This is a genomic window from Streptomyces sp. PA03-5A (genome assembly GCF_033792725.1).
Lineage (GTDB): Bacteria > Actinomycetota > Actinomycetes > Streptomycetales > Streptomycetaceae > Actinacidiphila.
The window spans coordinates 1-17,318 of the sequence record NZ_JARAVL010000066.1 but is presented as its reverse complement, the minus strand read 5'-3'; the positions used below and the strand labels follow the sequence as shown (position 1 = coordinate 17,318).

Here is a 17,318-nt window from a genome sequence, read left to right as displayed (position 1 = left end):
GGACACTGGCCACACAGCGTAACCGGATCAACGCACGGAGAAGCGGACGACATCCTCCAGGAAGGGGATCTCCAGCACCGGGTGCGGCTGCGCCATCAGCGCCAGCAGCACGATCAGGGCGCCCAGCACACCGTAGGTGATCATGTCGGTGAAGCGGCTGCGGACGGCCAGCATGCCGACCGAGGGCAGCAGCCGGCGCATCAGCGCGCCCGCGAGCAGCGCCGAGCCGACCAGCACCAGACCGGCCCGGGTGACGTCCGCGGCCACCAGCACCAGGCCGAGCAGCACCGCGCCGGAGACCACGAGGACCGGCCACTGACGGGCCGGGGCCGGGGCGTGGGCGCCCATGGCCCGGCCGCCGCCCTCGGGGCGCGCGGTGCCGCGGGTCAGCACCTGGAAGCGGCGGCTGCGGCCGGATTCGTCGGCCCCCTCCTCCGGCGCCGCCCCTTGCGTACGGGGACCCGTCCCGGTCATGCGTACCGGCCCTCCGCGGCCTCCACCACGTTCGCCAGCAGCATGGCCCGGGTCATCGGGCCGACGCCGCCGGGGTTCGGCGAGATCCAGCCGGCGACCTCGGCCACGCCCGGGTGCACGTCGCCGACGATCTTGCCGTTCTCGTCGCGGCTGACGCCGACGTCCAGCACGGCCGCGCCCGGTCGCACGTCCTCCGGCTTCACCAGGTGCGGCACGCCCGCGGCGGCCACGATGACGTCGGCCTGGCGCAGCTGGGCGGACAGGTCGCGGGTGCCGGTGTGGCAGAGGGTGACGGTGGCGTTCTCCGACTTGCGGGTCAGCAGCAGGCCGATCGAGCGGCCGACGGTGACGCCGCGGCCGACCACGGTGACGTGCGCGCCGTTGATCTCCACGCCGTGCCGCCGCAGCAGCTCCACGATGCCGTTGGGGGTGCAGGGCAGCGGGCCGCGCTCGTTGAGCACCAGCCGCCCGAGGTTCGTCGGGTGCAGGCCGTCGGCGTCCTTGGCGGGGTCCATCAGCCCCAGGACGCGGTTGGTGTCGATCCCCTTGGGCAGCGGCAGCTGGACGATGTAGCCGGTGCACTCCGGGTTGTCGTTGAGTTCACGGACGACCGCCTCGATCTCCTCCTGGGTGGCGGTCTCCGGCAGCTCGCGCTGGATGGACGCGATGCCGACCTCCGCGCAGTCGCGGTGCTTGCCCGCGACGTACCAGCGGCTGCCGGGGTCGTCGCCGACCAGCAGCGTGCCCAGCCCCGGGGTGACACCCCGCGCCTTGAGCGCCTGGACGCGGGTGGACAGTTCGGACTTGATCGCGGCGGCAGTGGCCTTGCCATCGAGAATCTGGGCGGTCATACCTCCATCTTCTCAGGTCCGCACACCAACGCTGGACAGCGGATGACGCCGCCCAGGACGATGTGGCCCGTCCCCAGTCCCATCCGCGCGAAAGAAGCCAACGTGAGCTACCCGCCCGGTCCCGGCAATCCGTACGGCCAGCAGCCGCCTCAGCAGCCCTACGGATACCCGCAGCAGCCCCCGGCCCAGCCCGGTTACGGCTACCCGACGCAGCCCCAGCCGCCCTACGGCGCCGTTCCGCCGCAGGCCCAGGGCCCGTACGGCTACGGCGGCCACCCCGGGGGCCCCGCCGGTCCCGTCCCGGGCATGCCCCCGTTCGCGAGCTGGGGTGCGCGGGTGGGTGCGACGCTGATCGACTTCCTGGTCGCCGGACTCGTGCCGATGATCCTCATCGGCATCGGCTACGCGCAGTTCATCGCCGAGGTGGTCGACGCGGCCCGCGCGTGCGACCAGAGCGGCACCTACTCCTGCCCCGCGCCCACGATGCCGGGTGGTGCCATCGCCCTGATCGGTCTGGGCTTCCTGCTGTCCCTCGCCGGCAGCCTGTTCCTGTGCTACCGCGAGGGCAAGACCGGCCAGACGCCGGGCAAGAAGGCCCTCGGCATCAGCGTGCTGCGGGAGTTGGACGGCCGTCCGCTCGGCTTCGGCATGGCCTTCGTCCGCCGGCTGTGCCACGGCCTGGACGGCGCCGCCTGCTACATCGGCTACCTGTGGCCGCTGTGGGACGACAAGAAGCAGACCTTCGCCGACAAGATCCTCAACTCGGTCGTCGTCAAGACCCAGTAGGCCCGCTCCCCCGGCCCCGTCCCCGCGAAGGAAGTGAGAAGTGAGCTATCCGCCCGGCCCCGGCGATCCCTACGGCCGGCAGCCACCGCAGCAGCCGTACGGATACCCGCAACAGCCCCCGGCCCAGCCCGGTCACGGCTACCCGACGCAGCCCCAGCCGCAGGCGCAGCCGCCGTACGGCTACCCCCAGCAGCCGCAGTCGCACGCGCCGTTCGCGGCGTACCCGGGCGGGCCGGAGGTCATGCCGTCGTCGGCCAGGACGGCCCGGGCGATGCTCTTCGTGCTCGGCGGGCTGCAGATCCTGGGCGGCCTGCTGCTCCTGCTCGGGGCCGCGGCGCTCAAGAGCGTGGACGACACCGACGAACTGACCATGCCCATCGGCCTGGTCTACGTCATGGGGGTGCTCTTCCTCGCCTTCGCCGTGCTGTCGATCGGCATGGGCGCCAAGTACAGGACCGGCGGCAACGGCACGCGGATCGGGTCCATCGTGATCGGCGTGCTGGTCGCGCTGAGCAGTGTCGCCACCATGATCAGCGGCGCTTTCCTGCTGCTCGCACCGCTCGCGCTCAGCGTGCTGCTGATCGTCTTCGCGGCGAAGGCCGAGACGGCGGCCTGGTTCAAGCGCCCGCAGTACTGAGCGGGTCCGCCCGCAGGCCGAAGGCCCCCGCACCGGCGGGGGCCTTCGGCGTTCCGGCACACCGGCCGGTCAGTGGAAGAAGTGCCGCGTCCCGGTGAGGTACATGGTCACGCCGGCCTTGCGCGCGGCCTCGACCACGGCCTCGTCGCGCACCGAACCACCGGGCTGCACCACGGCCTTGACGCCCGCGCCGGTGAGCACCTCCAGCCCGTCAGGGAAGGGGAAGAAGGCGTCGGAGGCGGCGTAGGAGCCCGCGGCCCGCTCCTCGCCGGCCCGCTGGACGGCGAGCTTGGCGGAGTCGACCCGGTTGACCTGGCCCATGCCGACGCCGACCGTCGCACCGTCCTTCGCCAGCAGGATGGCGTTGGACTTCACGGCCCGGCAGGCCCGCCAGGCGAACGCCAGGTCGGCCAGCTCGTCGGCGGTCAGCGGCTCGCCGGTGGCCAGCGTCCAGGTGGCGGGGTCGTCCCCGGCGGCCTGGAGGCGGTCCTTCTCCTGCAGCAGCAGCCCGCCCTCGACCGGACGGAACTCCGTCTCCGCGACGGGCGCCTCGGGGCAGCGCAGCACGCGGATGTTCTTCTTGCGGGCGAGGACCTCGACCGCGCCTTCCTCGAAGTCGGGCGCGACGATGACCTCGGTGAAGATCTCGGCGACCTGCTCGGCCATGGCCACGCTCACGGGCCGGTTGACGGCGATGACGCCGCCGAAGGCGGACAGCGGGTCGCAGGCGTGCGCCTTGCGGTGCGCCTGCGCGACGTCGTCGCCCACCGCGATGCCGCACGGGTTGGCGTGCTTGATGATCGCGACGCAGGGCTCGTCGTGGTCGTACGCCGCCCGGCGCGCGGCCTCGGTGTCGACGTAGTTGTTGTAGGACATCTCCTTGCCGTGCAGCTGCTCGGCGTTCGCCAGGCCCGTCCCGCCGTCGGTGTACAGCGCGGCGGCCTGGTGCGGGTTCTCGCCGTAGCGCAGCACGTTCTTGCGCTCGTAGGTGGCGCCCAGGAAGTCCGGGAAGGGGCTGTCGTCGGCGGGCGCGTACGAGCTCGCGAACCAGCTCGCGACCGCGACGTCGTAGGCCGCGGTGTGCTGGAACGCCTCGGCCGCCAGGCGCTTGCGGGTGGTGAGGTCGAAGCCGCCCTCACGGACGGCGCCGAGCACGTCCGCGTACCGCTCGGGGCTGGTCACGACCGCCACGGACGGGTGGTTCTTGGCCGCGGCACGGACCATCGAGGGGCCGCCGATGTCGATCTGCTCGACGCACTCGTCCTCCGAGGCGCCGGAGGCGACCGTCTCGCGGAAGGGGTAGAGGTTGACCACGACCAGGTCGAAGGGCTCGACGCCCAGCTCCTCCAGCTGCCGGCGGTGGTCCTCCAGCCGCAGGTCGGCGAGGATGCCGGCGTGCACCTTCGGGTGCAGGGTCTTCACGCGGCCGTCGAGGCACTCGGGGAACCCGGTCAGCTCCTCGACCTTGGTGACCGGCACCCCGGCGGCGGCGATCCGCCCGGCCGTCGAGCCGGTGGAGACCAGCTGGACGCCCGCCTCGTGCAGGCCGCGGGCCAGCTCCTCCAGACCGGTCTTGTCGTAGACGCTGACCAGTGCGCGACGGATCTCCCGCTTGGTACTCACGGCAACAGAACCTTTCGTCCCTCAATGCGATAGCCGTCGCGGGACAGCCGCCCCACGACGTCGACGAGCAGCGTGCGCTCGACTTCCTTGATGCGCTCGTGGAGCGCTTCCTCCGTGTCGTCCTCCCGGACCTCGACCGCGCCCTGGGCGATGATCGGGCCGGTGTCGACGCCGTCGTCGACGAAGTGGACGGTGCAGCCGGTGACCTTCACGCCGTACGCGAGGGCGTCGCGCACCCCGTGGGCACCCGGGAAGCTCGGCAGCAGCGCCGGGTGGGTGTTGACGAGACGGCCGCCGAACCGGGCGAGGAACTCCTTGCCCACGATCTTCATGAACCCGGCCGAGACGACCAGGTCGGGCTCGTGCGCGGCCACCGCCCCGGTCAGCGCGGCGTCCCACGCCTCACGGTCGCCGTGGTCGGTGACCCGGCAGACGAACGTCGGCAGCCCGGCACGCTCGGCGCGCTCCAGGCCGGCGATGCCGGACCGGTCCGCGCCGACGGCGACGACGTGCAGTCCCGCGTCGAGCAGCGCCTGCAGGTTCGTGCCCGAACCGGAGACGAGCACGACGAGTCGGGCGGGGCGGGAAAGGGGCGGAAAGACTGTGGCCACTGCGGGTCATCTCTCGGGATCCGGCGCTTTGGAGGATCGTACGACTCGAAGATCGCCGGAATTCCGGGGAACTCTACGAGGCCGTCGACCGTCAGCAACGATACCGGCACACCCGACCGCCCCCACGGGACGGGGGCGCGCGCGGGCGGTAGCGTCTGGGGTGAAGAACGGCGAAGTCACACGTCCCACAACTCGAGGAGTCGACGGCAAGGGGATGACCCAGGCAAGCATGAGCAGTGGCCGAGGCCGCGAGCAGGACAACCCGTTCGCCCCGCCGGCGGAGAACGCCCCCGAGCAGCCCTGGCAGCCGCGCCGGCCGGAGCAGCCCTCCGACTCCGGGGACGAGCGCCCCACGCCCACACCTCCTCCGCCGCCCCCGGCGTGGGGCGGCCAGTGGAGCGAGCGGCAGCCCGGCCGGCAGGACGGCGGCTACGGCGACCGCCCCGGTGGCGGCTACGGCGACGGACGGCGCCCGGACGGTCCGCGCTTCGACCCCACCGACCCCGCCCAGCGGCGTGCCCGCTACGCCATGATCTGCGGCATGTGGGGGCTGTTCTTCGCCCTCTTCCTGGGCTGGACGTACGTGGGGCTGCTGCTCGGCGCCCTCGCGCTGTACTGGAGCGTCAACGCGCTGCGGATGAAGCCCGAGGAACGGGCCAAGGCCCGCGCCGAGGCGGCCGCCCTGCTGACCGAGGGCGGCGCCACCCCTCCGCCGCAGCGGCCCACCGACCCCCGCAGCAAGCCGCAGCGCCCGGCCGCGCTCGGCGGTCTGATCATGGGCGGGCTCGCCCTCTGCGTCGTGGCGACGACCTTCACGACCCAGGTCGTCTACAAGGACTACTACTCCTGCACGCGCGACGCGCTGACCTCCTCGTCGCGCGACGCCTGCCAGCAGTTGCTGCCGACCCCGCTGCGCGACGTGCTCCACACCCCCTGACGCGCCGCTCGCGCCGGCCCCGGACGGAGGCTCAGGCCTCCGACGGGGCGGCGCCGGGCAGCGCGTCACCCCGCACCGCGTCGCCCTGCGCCTCCGCGTCCTCGCCCACCGCGTCCTCGCCCTCCACGTCCCGGCCCTCCGTCGCGGCGGCGGCACGGCGGACCCGCACCCAGCGCACCAGCAGGGCCGTGGGCGTACCGGCGGCCGCCGTCCACCCGGCCGCCGCGAACCCGGTGAGCCACCAGGACGGCCCGAAGTCCTCCAGCGCCCCGGTGCCCAGCGGCCCCGCCGCGAACCCGGTGAGCAGCGCCATGGCGATCCCGCACACCAGCCCGCCCAGGGCGGCGTGCGCCGCGGTGCGCCCGGGGCCGCACGGCTCCCGCCGGTCGACGGCGAGCACCCCCACCGCGACGCCGGCGAGCACCGGCACGACCAGCACCACCCAGGCCAGCGACGTCCCGGGCCCGGGCTGGGGCAGCGCCGCGAGGAGCGGGAAGTCCGGCAGCACCGGCTCCCCCGCCACGCCGGCCGGACGCACCACGGCCTGGGTGCCGAGCGCGAAACCGGGGCCGAGCGCATAGGCCGCGCCCCACACGGCGGCGTTCGGGATCAGGGCGACCGCCACCGCCAGCACCGCCAGCCGCCCGGACAGCGCCTCGCTGAGCCGGGTGAACGACGCACCCGCGGCACCGGGGTGCAACGCCAGGGTCACCGCCGTGAGCGCCGCACCGCCCGCGACGAGGACGCAGACGCCCGCCCCCGCCGAGCGCAGCACGACCGCGGTATCCCGCAGCGGCACCGTCACGGCCACGGTCACCCGGGACAGCGGGATCCGCGGCCGCCCCCGCTCCGTCCAGGCCCCCGCGGCCGCCGCGAGGGCGGCGACGAGGGGCAGGTGCACCGCGGCACCGAGGGCGTCGCTGCGCACCGGCCCGTACGAGGTGTAGACGACCACCCCGGCGCCCACCGCGAGGTACCCGCCGATCAGCCATGCCACGGCGGACCGCGCGACCTCGTCGTCCGAGGCCGGCGCGACGGCGTCCGCCCCCGCCCGGTACAGCAGCCACACCGGGAACGCCATGGGCAGCAGCGGCGTGACGCCGATGGGCGCGGCGACGCCGGACAGGGTCTCGGTGCGCACCAGGCCGCCGCCGTGGGCGAGCAGCCAGCAGTCCGCGGCGACGTGGAGGGCGCCGTTCAGCCCGCTGTCGGGGAACGGCGAGACGACCCACAGGAAGAGCACGAGCATGGCGAAGCCGCCCAGGCCCAGGCCCGCTGCGACCACGCCGCCGGTGAAGGCGGGGGCGGACTCGGAGGTGCGCAGGGTCTCGTGGGCGGCCCGGATCCGGTGCACGACGTGGTTCAGGGCGCTTGCGGCACTCACGGATCTCATGCTGCCAAGAACACCCCCTTTCGCCGTGGCAGCATGCGAATGACCGTCGTGTCGCGGAATATGGCGTTATGCGTTTCTTCATTCGATCCGAGTGGTCGATCGCATGAGCCGCACATCCACGGCGAGGGCCGCGAAGGCCATCAAGAAGCGAAGGCGTCCCCGGCCGGCGAAGGCCCTCGGGGCGGCGCAGGCCGGGAACGCCGCGAAGGACCCGCAGGCCGCGCAGGCGGCCGGTGCGGGGGAATCGGGCGCGTCCGCGGAACGGGTGGAGCCGACGGGGGCCGAGCGGCCCCGCGACCCCGCCCCCGCGTCCGCTCCGCCCGGCAGGCAGCAGGCCCCGGAACCGGAGGCCGCGGGCAAGGCCGCGCGCAAGGCCGCGGACCCGGCCATCGAGGCCGTACGGATCGCCGAGGCCGCGCAGGCGGCCTTCGACGGGCTGTACACCCGCAACGCGCCCGCCCTGCTCCGCCAGGTCGAACTGCTCACCGGCAACATGCGGCTGGCCCGGCACGCCGTGCACCGCGCCTTCGACCTGGCCTGGCAGCGGTGGCCCGAGGTCGCCGTCGACCCCGACCCGGCCGGGTGGATCCGTGCGGAGGCGCACCACCACGCCCTCGCGCCCTGGCAGCAGACGCTGCCCTGGTACCGCACCCCGCCACGGGAGCGCAGCGCGTTCCAGCGGCTGCCGCGCGGCACCCGGCACGCCGTACTGCTCCACGACGGCCTGGGGCTGAGCCTGCGGCGCACGGCGGCGGAGAGCATGGCCACCACCTCGATGACCAGGCGGCGCATCGTCCGGGGGCGCGAGGCCCTGGGCGAGGGGGCGCCGGCCCGGCTGGGCGACCTGCTGGACGAGCAGCCGCAGCCGGAGTTCCCGGCGGCCATGGTGCGCGAACTGAGCGAGCAGTGGCTGCGCATCCGCACGGTGGGTGCCGTGGTGGCGACGGTGGTGATAGCGCTGGCGACCGCGGTCGGGCTGGTCTTCGGGCCGCTCAGCGACCGCGTCGCTGCCGACCACGGACCGGTCGGGCAGCGCACCTCCGCCCCCGTGCGCTGAGCGCGCCCGCGCACACGCACACGGGCCCGCCCCCCGGAGGGAACGGGCCCGTGTGCGTGCCTCCGTACGGAGGCGAGGATCAGCCCTGCAGGATGGCGCGCGCGAGGCGGGCCGTCTCCGACGGGGTCTTGCCGACCTTGACGCCGGCGGCCTCGAGGGCCTCCTTCTTCGCCTGGGCGGTGCCGGAGGAGCCGGAGACGATGGCGCCGGCGTGGCCCATGGTCTTGCCCTCGGGCGCGGTGAAGCCCGCGACGTAGCCGACGACCGGCTTGGTGACGTGCTCGGCGATGAAGGCCGCGGCACGCTCCTCGGCGTCGCCGCCGATCTCGCCGATCATGACGATCAGGTCGGTCTCGGGGTCGTCCTGGAACGCCTTCAGCGCGTCGATGTGGGTGGTGCCGATGATCGGGTCACCGCCGATGCCGACCGCCGAGGAGAAGCCGATGTCGCTGAGCTCGTACATCATCTGGTAAGTCAGCGTGCCCGACTTCGACACCAGGCCGATGCGGCCGGAGGTGGTGATGTCGGCCGGGATGATGCCCGCGTTGGACTGGCCGGGGGTGATCAGGCCGGGGCAGTTGGGACCGATGATCCGGGTCTTGTTGCCCTTGCTGCCCGCGTACGCCCAGAAGGCGGCGGTGTCGTGGACCGCGATGCCCTCGGTGATCACGACCGCGAGGCCGATCCCGGCGTCGATGGCCTCGATGACCGCGTCCTTGGCGAACTTCGGCGGGACGAAGATGACGGTGACGTCGGCGCCGGTCTTCTCCATGGCCTCGGCGACGGAGCCGAAGACCGGCACCTCGGTGCCGTCGAAGTCCACGCTGGTGCCGGCCTTGCGCGGGTTCACGCCGCCGACGATGTTGGTGCCCGAGGCGAGCATGCGCCGGGTGTGCTTGGTGCCCTCGGAACCGGTCATCCCCTGGACGATGACCTTGCTCTCCTTGGTCAGGAAGATAGCCATGATGTGGTGACCTGTCCCTTACTTCGCAGCCAGCTCGGCGGCGCGCTCCGCGGCGCCGTCCATGGTGTCGACCTGCTCGACCAGCGGGTGGTTGGCGTCGGTCAGGATCTGCCGACCGAGCTCCGCGTTGTTGCCGTCCAGACGGACGACGAGCGGCTTGGTGACCTCTTCGCCCTTGGACTTCAGCAGCTCCAGGGCCTGGACGATGCCGTTGGCGACCGCGTCGCAGGCGGTGATGCCGCCGAAGACGTTGACGAAGACGGACTTGACGTCCGGGTCGCCCAGGATGATCTCGAGGCCGTTGGCCATCACCTCGGCGGAGGCGCCACCGCCGATGTCGAGGAAGTTGGCGGGCTTGACGTTGCCGTGGCCCTCACCGGCGTAGGCGACGACGTCCAGGGTGCTCATGACGAGACCCGCGCCGTTGCCGATGATGCCGACCTCGCCCTCGAGCTTGACGTAGTTGAGGCCCTTGGCCTTGGCCGCGGCCTCCAGCGGGTTGGCGGCGGCGTGGTCGACCAGCGCCTCGTGCTCCGGCTGGCGGAAGTCGGCGTTCTCGTCCAGCGAGACCTTGCCGTCGAGCGCGATGACGCGGCCGTCGGCGACCTTGGCGAGCGGGTTGACCTCGACGAGGAGCGCGTCCTCGGAGATGAAGGTCTTCCACAGGGTCTGCAGGATCTCGGTGACCTGGTCGGCGACGTCGGCCGGGAAGGCGGCCGCCTCGACGATCTCGCGGGCCTTCTGCGGGGTCACGCCCTCGATGGCGTCCACCGGGATCTGGGCGACGGCCGCCGGGTTGGTCGCCGCCACCTCCTCGATCTCCATGCCGCCCTCGACGGACGCGATCGCCAGGAACGTCCGGTTGGCGCGGTCGAGGAGGAAGGAGACGTAGTACTCGGAGGCGATCTCCGGGGCCAGCTCGGCCAGCATCACCTTGTGGACCGTGTGGCCCTTGATGTCCATGCCGAGGATCTGACCGGCCTTGGCCACCGCGTCCTCGGGGTCCGACGCCACCTTCACGCCGCCGGCCTTGCCACGGCCACCGGTCTTCACCTGTGCCTTGACGACAGCCTTGCCACCGAGCCGCTCCGCGACCTCGCGCGCCGCCTCAGGCGTTTCGATGACTTCACCGGCCAGCACCGGTACACCGTGCTTGGCGAAGAGGTCCCTCGCCTGGTACTCGAACAGGTCCACGCGCGTCCGTCCTTGGTTATCGCGGTTCGTTGTCTGCGTGCCGGGGCGGGTCGTCGCTGACGTCTTCGTAACGAACCATACGAACGGCCGTACGGGGGGCGCACACGTCGGCCGAGCACGCGGCATGTCCGTCTCGCAGGTTATCGCCGCGCGGGCGGCACGGGTAAATCCGAGATGGCGCGAGAGCGGTGAGAACGGTCACAGACCAGCCGTTCGGGGGGTTCCCGCGGCGGCGGGGACATGGGCGGGTCGCCCCGGCGGCGGCCGCCGGAGCGGGGTCCGCCGGGACGAGGTCCGCTCACCGAGGGTGGCGAGGCTGCTCCCAGCCGCCCGGTCCCGGCGTCACCCTCCAGGGGCAGGCTCGGGCACGGGCAGCGGCCGCTTCTCGATGGCGGCCGCCATGACCTCGGGGAAGAGATCCGGGGTGCAGGCGAACGCGGGCGCCCCCAGCTCCGCGAGCGCCGCCGCGTGCTCGCGGTCGTAGGAGGGCGCGCCCTCGTCCGACAGCGCCAGCAGTGCCACGAACTGCACACCGGACGCCTTCATCGCCGCGACCCGCTTGAGCATCCCGTCGCGTATGCCGCCCTCGTACAGGTCGCTGACGAGGACGACGACGGTCTCGGCGGGCCGGGTGATGAGGGACTGGCAGTAGGCCAGCGCCCGGTTGATGTCGGTGCCGCCGCCGAGCTGGGTACCGAACAGCACGTCGACGGGGTCGTCCAGATGGTCCGTCAGGTCGGCGACCGCCGTGTCGAAGACGACCAGCCGGGTGTCGATGCTGCGCAGGGAGGCGAGCACGGCGCCGAAGACGGACGCGTAGACCACGGAGGCCGCCATCGAGCCCGACTGGTCGACGCAGAGCACGACGTCCTTGCGCACCGCCTGCGAGGCCCGGCCGTGGCCGATCAGCCGTTCGGGGACGACGGTGCCGTGCTCGGGCAGGTAGTGCCGGAGGTTGGCACGGATCGTACGGTCCCAGTCGATGTCCCGGTGCCGCGGGCGGTGGACCCGCGCCGAACGGTCCAGCGCGCCGGTGAGGGTGGCCCGGGTCCGGGTAGCCAGGCGCCGCTCCAGGTCCTCCACGACCTTGCGGACCACCGCCCGCGCCGTCTCCTTCGTCGTCCCGGGCATCACCTTGTTCAGCGAGAGCAGCGTGCCGACCAGGTGGACGTCGGCCTCGACCGCCTCCAGCATCTCCGGTTCCAGCAGCAGCGCGGACAGCCCGAGCCGGTCGATCGCGTCGCGCTGCATCACCTGGACGACGCTGCTGGGGAAGTACCTGCGGATGTCCCCCAGCCAGCGCGCGATCTGGGGCGCCGAGCCGCCCAGCCCGGCGCTCCGCGGGGGCGGTGCACCGCCCCCGCCGTGCGGGGCGCCGCCGTACAGCGCCTCCAGTGCCTGGTCCATCGCCGCGTCCCGGCCGGTGAGCCGCCGGCCCGTGCCGTCGGCGGGTCCGCCGCCGAGCACCATCCGCCAGCGCCGCAGCCGCTCGTCGGCGTCCGCGCCCGTGCCTGTGCCTGTGTCCGTGCCCGTGTCCGTCATGCGTCCCGGCCCCCGTCCTCTCCGCCGGACCCGAGCAGCAGCCGTAGCGTGGACAGCGCCGCCTCCGCCCGTTCCTCGTCGAGCCCCGGAGCGAAGCCCGGCAGGCCCTCCCCCGCCGCCCCGCCGTCCGCTCCCCCGCCTCCCGGGCCGCGCCGCACCAGCTCCCCCACCGCGCGCCGCGCCCCCGGGTCGAAGCCGCCGAAGGTCCGCCGCAGCAGCGGCAGCACGTCGTCGAAGGCGGCCGCCGGCACCCCGGACAGCCAGCCGTCGACCAGCGCGAGCAGCCGCTCGTCGTGGACCAGCAGCATCCCGCCCCCGGCGAGGAAGCCCTCGACCCAGGCGGCCGCCTCCTGCGGCGCCGTGCCGTGCGACAGGGCGAGCCCCATCAGCCGGGCCACCTCCCCGGGCTCCAGGCGCGCGTCGTCGAGGAGCAGCCGTGCGGCGCTGCCCCGCAGCAGCCCCGGTACGCCGCGGTCGCGCACGGCCAGCCGCCGCAGCACACCGGCCCAGCGGTCGCGCAGCGCGTCGTCGCCGAGCAGGACCAGGGCCCGCTGCACCTCCGTGACATGAGCGCGCATCTTGGCGGCGCCGTCCGCGTCGAGCCCCGCGCACGCGGGCGGGAGCCCGACGCAGACGCGCTCCGCGAGCCCCTCGGCGACCTCGCGCAGCGCCCCCGCGTCCGTGCCCCGCACGTCGCCGTAGCGGAGGGAGCGCACCAGCGCGGGCAGTGCCTGGGCGAGGTGCGCGACGTCCACGTCGAGCGCCGCACGGTCGGCGAGCACCCGCATCACCGTCGGCAGGGCGTCGGCCAGCCCAGCGAGCAGGCAGCGTTCGGCGAGGCCCGTCACCTCGGCGAGCGCCCCCGCGTTCACCGCCGCTTCCTCGGCCCGGGCGGTGGCCGCGGACTCCACCGTGGTGCCCCACACCCCGGCCTCCGCGACCGCCACCGCGAGCTCCGGCTCCCAGCGCAGCCGCCAGCTCTCGCGGAAGGTGCCGGTGGCGGCCGTGCGGGAGCGGCTCGGCTCGCCCCAGCCGACGCCGAGCATCCGCAGCCGGTGCAGCAGGCGGCTGCGTCCGGCGTCGGTGTCCTTGCGCAGGTCCAGGTCCACCTCCCTCTCCAGGGCCTCCGGCTTGATCCGCAGCCTGCGCTGCTCACGCGCCAGGTCGCGGGCGAGGGGCACCGCCGGCGCACCCTCGGGGACCTCGCCCAGCACGTCCCCCACCACCAGCCGGTCCCGGATCAGCGCCAGCGGCACGTCAGATCCGTCGCACATCACCGCCCGTACCGCGTCCGTGGTCTCGCCGAGCCCGGGCAGCGGACGGCCGCGCAGGGCCGCGAGGGTGCCGGCGAGCCGTACCGCCTCGATGACGTGCGCGGAGGAGACCGGGAGGTCCTCCTCGCGGAGCAGGCCGGCGACCTTGGTCATCCACCGGGCGACGGGCCGGTCGGTCGAGGTGAACAGATGGCGGTACCAGCCGGGGGAGTCGACGCCCGCCCCGTAGCCACTGGTCCGGGAGAGCCTGCGGTGCGTCCAGGGCACCCAGGTGACCTCCACCTTCGCCTTGGGCAGGCCCTTGAGCAGGGCCCGGTCGGCGGTGACCCGGCCGTCCCCGGCGAGCGCGGGCACGTGCCAGGCCCCGCACACCACGGCCACGCTCGCGTGCGCGCGGCGCGCCTCCCGTATCCGCAGCCGCATGTGGGCCTCGCGCACCGCGTCCTGCGGGTGCCCGCCGTCACCGTAGGTCTCGCGCAGCGCGCCCATGGCCTCGGCGAGCGCCCCGAACGCGGCCAGCGGGTCGCCGCCCCCCTCGCCGTCCCGGCCGCGGTGCTCGACGGCGTCCTCCCACCACCGCTCCGGGTCGTCGTGGCCGGCCGTGCGCGCCAGCACCGCGAGCGGGTCGATGCGCGCGTGCGCCGCCTCCGCCTCTCCTTCTCCCCCCTCTTCCTCTCCCCTTCCCTCTCCCTCTCCTCGCTCGTCGCGGAGCAGGAGCGAGTGCGCGGCGGGCAGGTCGATGAAGCGCACCGGCACCTCGCGTCCGGCCGCCCAGCGGATCGCCTCCCACTCGGGGGAGAACTCGGCGAAGGGCCAGAAGCCGGCCCGGGACGGCTCGTCGACGACGTGGGCGAGCAGCGCGACCGGCGGCCGCATCCCGGGATCGGCGGCGAGCGCCAGCACCGCGTCCGCCTCCGGCGGGCCCTCGACGAGCACGATCCCCGGCTGCAGCCGGTCGAGCGCGGCCCGCACGCCGCGCGCCGACCCGGGGCCGTGGTGCCGCACCCCCAGCAGCGCCACCCCCTCCGCGGCGGTCACGGCGGTCACGGGGTCACCTCTCGGCAGGCGCGGTAGAAGTCCTTCCAGCCCTCCCGCTCGCGGACGACGGTCTCCAGGTACTCCTGCCAGACCACGCGGTCGGCGGCCGGGTCGCGGACCACCGCGCCGAGCAGCCCGGCGGCGACGTCCCCGGCGCGCAGCACGCCGTCGCCGAAGTGTGCGGCCAGGGCGAGCCCGTTGGTCACCACGGAGATCGCCTCGGCCGTGGAGAGCGTGCCGGAGGGGGACTTCACCTTCGTGCGCCCGTCGGCGGTGACTCCGCCGCGCAGTTCACGGAAGACGGTGACCACCCGCCGGATCTCGTCCGCGCCCTCCGGGGCGGCCGGCAGTTCCAGCGAGCGCCCGAGCTGGCCGACGCGGCGGCTGACGATGTCGACCTCCTCCTCCACGGTCGCGGGCAGCGGCAGCACGACCGTGTTGAAGCGCCGGCGCAGTGCGCTGGACAGCTCGTTGACGCCGCGGTCCCGGTCGTTGGCGGTCGCGATCAGGTTGAACCCGCGCACCGCCTGGGTCTCGGTGCCCAGCTCCGGTATCGGAAGCGTCTTCTCCGAGAGGATGGTGATGAGGGTGTCCTGGACGTCCGCGGGGACGCGGGTCAGCTCCTCCACGCGGGCGATGCGCCCCTCGGCCATCGCCCGCATGACCGGGCTCGGGACCAGGGCCTCCGGGCTCGGCCCGTCGGTGAGCAGCCGGGCGTAGTTCCACCCGTAGCGGATGGCCTCCTCGGGCGTGCCCGCGGTGCCCTGCACGAGCAGCGTGGAGTCACCGCTGACGGCGGCGGCGAGGTGTTCGGAGACCCAGGTCTTCGCGGTGCCCGGGACACCGAGCAGCAGCAGCGCCCGGTCGGTCGCGAGCGTGCTGACCGCGACCTCCACGATCCGCCGTGGACCCACGTACTTGGGGCTGACGGCCGTGCCGTCGGGCAGCTCGCCGCCGAGCAGGTACGTGGCGACCGCCCACGGCGACAGGTTCCACCGGGCCGGGCGCGGCCGGTCGTCGGCCGCCGCTAGAGCCTTGAGCTCATGGGCGAACGCGTCTTCGGCGTGCGGCCGGAGTGCGGTGTCCACGGACATGGTTCTCCCCTGTTCTCACGCGGAGCGGATGGCGCGGACGCCCCGTCAGCCCCCCGCGGGGCGTCCGCGTTCCCACCATCGCGCACCCCACTGACAATCCCGTCCCGCCGTCAGGAACCCGCAGCTCAGGGCGGTTTGTCAGTGCCTGCCCGTAGCGTCGTGGCCATGGACGGGATGGACGGACAGCGGACGGAGCGGTGGACCGCCGACCAGGTCCTGGCACTCGCGCCCGACGCGTCGTCGCGCAAGGCCGGGACGGCGCTGGCGACGGCCGCCCGCTGGTCCGGGACGGGGTCCTCGGGCACGGCGGTGTGGGGGCTGTGCGCGGGCAGCGGCGGCACGCCGTACCAGACGGTGGTCGACACCGCGGGGCCCGCCTTCAGCTGCGGCTGCCCCAGCCGCAAGTTCCCGTGCAAGCACGCGCTCGCGCTGCTCCTGCTGTGGGCGGGGGGCGAGGTCGGGCCGGCCGCACACGGGGGCGGCCGGCCCGACTGGGTCACCGAGTGGCTGGACGCACGCCGCGCGCGCGAGGAGCGGACGCCCCCGGGCGGGCGCGGCACGTCCGGTGGCGGTGACCCGGAGGCGGCGCGCAGGCGGGCCGAGCGCCGGGCGGGGCGGGTGGCCGCCGGCGCAACGGAGCTGGAGCGACGGCTGGCGGATCTGCTGCGGGACGGCCTGGCGGGAGCGGACCGCGAGGGGTACCGGCGGTGGGACGAGACGGCCGCCCGCATGGTCGACGCCCAGGCTCCCGGGCTCGCCTCGCGGGTGCGCGAGCTGGGCGCGCTGGCGGGGTCGGGGGGCGACTGGCCGTCGCGACTGCTGGAGGAGACGGCGCTGCTGCATCTGCTGGCCCGAGGCTGTCTGCGGCAGGACGCGCTGCCCGCGCCGCTGGCGGCCACCGTCCGGTCCCGGGTCGGCTTCACGGTGGACTCGGCGGAGCTCCTCGCGGGGCCGACGGTGCGGGACCGCTGGCTGGTCCTGGCGCGGCACGACACCGCCGACGACCGTCTCACCACCCGCAGGACCTGGCTGCACGGGGAGGCCACCGGCCGTACCGCGCTGCTGCTGTCCTTCGGGGCCGCGGGCCGGGCGCCGGAGCCCGCACTGCCGGTCGGCCTCGGCCTCGACGCGGAGCTGGCCTTCCACCCGGGGGCCCGTCCGCTGCGGGCGGTGCTCGGGCCGCGGCACGACACGCCACTGCCCGGCCATGTGCCGCCGGGCGTGCCGGTCGCCGCGGCACTCGGCGCGTACGGGGAGGCCCTGGCCGACGACCCGTGGCTGGACGCCTGGCCGGTCGTGCTCGCCGGCGTCGTGCCGATACCGGGCGGGACGGGCTGGCAGGTGGCGGACGCGGACGGCAGCGACGCCGTCCCGGTCGCGGCGGGCGGCGCCGGTGCCGGAGCGGGGCTGTGGCGCCTGGCGGCGGTCTCCGGCGGCCACCCGGTGACGGTGTTCGGCGAGCTCGGCCACCAGGGCTTCCGGCCGTTCACGGCCTGGGCCGGCGCGGGCGCGGAGCCGGTGCCGCTGACGGTGTGATCCCGGCCGGGCTCCCGCGGGCGGCCGCACGGAGACGACGACGAAGGAGGACCGATGACGACGACCTGGGCCGACCTGGTCGGCACCGCGCTCCTCGGCACCGACCGCAGGGGCGGCACACCCGAGGAGCTGCTGGACTCCGCCGCGCTCGCCGTCGTACGGCGCCGCGCCGGAGCACGGCCTGCAACGGCGGGGGCACGGCCGGCCACGACGCCCCACGACCCGCGGCCGCCGCTGCCCGAGGCGGCGCGACGGCGCCTGTCCCTGCTGCTGGCGGACCGCTCGGCCGGGGGCGGCGGGGGCAGCC

16 protein-coding genes are annotated in these 17,318 nt (G+C 74.5%); 6 read left to right on the top strand and 10 right to left on the bottom strand.

Translation table 11 applies throughout. The features are described 5' to 3' along the window. Window positions 1-27 precede the first annotated feature (27 nt). Both PV410_RS43065 and PV410_RS43060 read right to left on the bottom strand, forming a co-directional pair. Entirely contained in the window at window positions 28-474 is a 447-nt protein-coding gene (locus tag PV410_RS43065) for a DUF3017 domain-containing protein (RefSeq protein WP_500332135.1), read from the bottom strand. Continuing rightward, window positions 471-1,325, bottom strand: a complete 855-nt coding sequence (locus PV410_RS43060; RefSeq protein ID WP_499513523.1) for a bifunctional methylenetetrahydrofolate dehydrogenase/methenyltetrahydrofolate cyclohydrolase — start codon at window positions 1,323-1,325, stop codon at window positions 471-473. Before PV410_RS43060 ends, PV410_RS43065 begins: the two co-directional genes overlap by 4 nt. 102 nt (window positions 1,326-1,427) lie before the next feature. On the opposite strand from PV410_RS43060, the gene PV410_RS43055 reads away from it, so the two are divergent. Together PV410_RS43055 and PV410_RS43050 are read left to right on the top strand one after the other, a co-directional pair. Continuing rightward, window positions 1,428-2,111 (top strand): RDD family protein, encoded by a 684-nt coding sequence (locus PV410_RS43055; protein WP_500332134.1) that lies wholly within the window; start codon window positions 1,428-1,430, stop codon window positions 2,109-2,111. Between the two features lie 40 nt (window positions 2,112-2,151). Further along, window positions 2,152-2,748, top strand: a complete 597-nt coding sequence (locus PV410_RS43050) for a hypothetical protein (RefSeq protein WP_500332133.1) — start codon at window positions 2,152-2,154, stop codon at window positions 2,746-2,748. Window positions 2,749-2,817: 69 nt separating this feature from the next. On the opposite strand, the gene purH is transcribed toward PV410_RS43050, so the two are convergent. Together purH and purN are read right to left on the bottom strand one after the other, a co-directional pair. After that, entirely contained in the window at window positions 2,818-4,371 is a 1,554-nt protein-coding gene (gene purH / locus PV410_RS43045; RefSeq protein ID WP_500332132.1) for a bifunctional phosphoribosylaminoimidazolecarboxamide formyltransferase/IMP cyclohydrolase, read from the bottom strand. Next, window positions 4,368-4,982 carry a phosphoribosylglycinamide formyltransferase gene (gene purN / locus PV410_RS43040; protein WP_499513519.1) on the bottom strand — a complete coding sequence of 205 codons (615 nt, stop codon included), beginning with the start codon at window positions 4,980-4,982 and terminating at the stop codon, window positions 4,368-4,370. The genes purH and purN overlap by 4 nt, the downstream gene beginning before the upstream one ends. A gap of 229 nt (window positions 4,983-5,211) precedes the next feature. Between purN and PV410_RS43035 the strand changes: the two genes are divergently transcribed. Next, window positions 5,212-5,919 (top strand): hypothetical protein, encoded by a 708-nt coding sequence (locus PV410_RS43035; protein ID WP_500332131.1) that lies wholly within the window; start codon window positions 5,212-5,214, stop codon window positions 5,917-5,919. A 31-nt stretch (window positions 5,920-5,950) separates the two neighbouring features. Here the strand turns inward: PV410_RS43035 and PV410_RS43030 are convergent, their stop codons facing one another. Continuing rightward, complete coding sequence (locus PV410_RS43030; RefSeq protein WP_500332130.1) at window positions 5,951-7,303, bottom strand: cell division protein PerM; 1,353 nt, start codon at window positions 7,301-7,303, stop codon at window positions 5,951-5,953. A 112-nt stretch (window positions 7,304-7,415) separates the two neighbouring features. Here PV410_RS43030 and PV410_RS43025 point away from each other — a divergent pair, with 112 nt between their 5' ends. Continuing rightward, window positions 7,416-8,369, top strand: a complete 954-nt coding sequence (locus tag PV410_RS43025) for an RNA polymerase sigma factor (RefSeq protein ID WP_500332129.1) — start codon at window positions 7,416-7,418, stop codon at window positions 8,367-8,369. A 79-nt stretch (window positions 8,370-8,448) separates the two neighbouring features. Here the strand turns inward: PV410_RS43025 and sucD are convergent, their stop codons facing one another. The 5 genes from sucD to PV410_RS43000 all read right to left on the bottom strand — a co-directional run bounded on the left by sucD (window position 8,449) and on the right by PV410_RS43000 (window position 15,475). Then, window positions 8,449-9,333, bottom strand: coding sequence for a succinate--CoA ligase subunit alpha (gene sucD / locus PV410_RS43020; RefSeq protein ID WP_499513515.1), 885 nt, complete (start codon window positions 9,331-9,333; stop codon window positions 8,449-8,451). Window positions 9,334-9,351: 18 nt separating this feature from the next. Then, window positions 9,352-10,527: an ADP-forming succinate--CoA ligase subunit beta gene (sucC, locus tag PV410_RS43015; protein WP_500332128.1), complete on the bottom strand. Its 1,176-nt coding sequence runs from the start codon at window positions 10,525-10,527 to the stop codon at window positions 9,352-9,354. A 342-nt stretch (window positions 10,528-10,869) separates the two neighbouring features. Continuing rightward, complete coding sequence (locus PV410_RS43010; protein ID WP_500332127.1) at window positions 10,870-12,069, bottom strand: vWA domain-containing protein; 1,200 nt, start codon at window positions 12,067-12,069, stop codon at window positions 10,870-10,872. Beyond that, window positions 12,066-14,381, bottom strand: coding sequence for a DUF5682 family protein (locus PV410_RS43005; protein WP_500332148.1), 2,316 nt, complete (start codon window positions 14,379-14,381; stop codon window positions 12,066-12,068). The genes PV410_RS43010 and PV410_RS43005 overlap by 4 nt, the downstream gene beginning before the upstream one ends. Window positions 14,382-14,386: 5 nt before the next feature. Further along, entirely contained in the window at window positions 14,387-15,475 is a 1,089-nt protein-coding gene (locus tag PV410_RS43000; RefSeq protein WP_500332126.1) for an ATP-binding protein, read from the bottom strand. A 165-nt stretch (window positions 15,476-15,640) separates the two neighbouring features. On the opposite strand from PV410_RS43000, the gene PV410_RS42995 reads away from it, so the two are divergent. Together PV410_RS42995 and PV410_RS42990 are read left to right on the top strand one after the other, a co-directional pair. After that, window positions 15,641-17,011 carry an SWIM zinc finger family protein gene (locus PV410_RS42995; protein ID WP_500332125.1) on the top strand — a complete coding sequence of 457 codons (1,371 nt, stop codon included), beginning with the start codon at window positions 15,641-15,643 and terminating at the stop codon, window positions 17,009-17,011. Window positions 17,012-17,065: 54 nt separating this feature from the next. Next, on the top strand, window positions 17,066-17,318 hold a 253-nt coding region (locus tag PV410_RS42990; RefSeq protein WP_500332124.1), incomplete at its 3' end, for a DUF5691 domain-containing protein.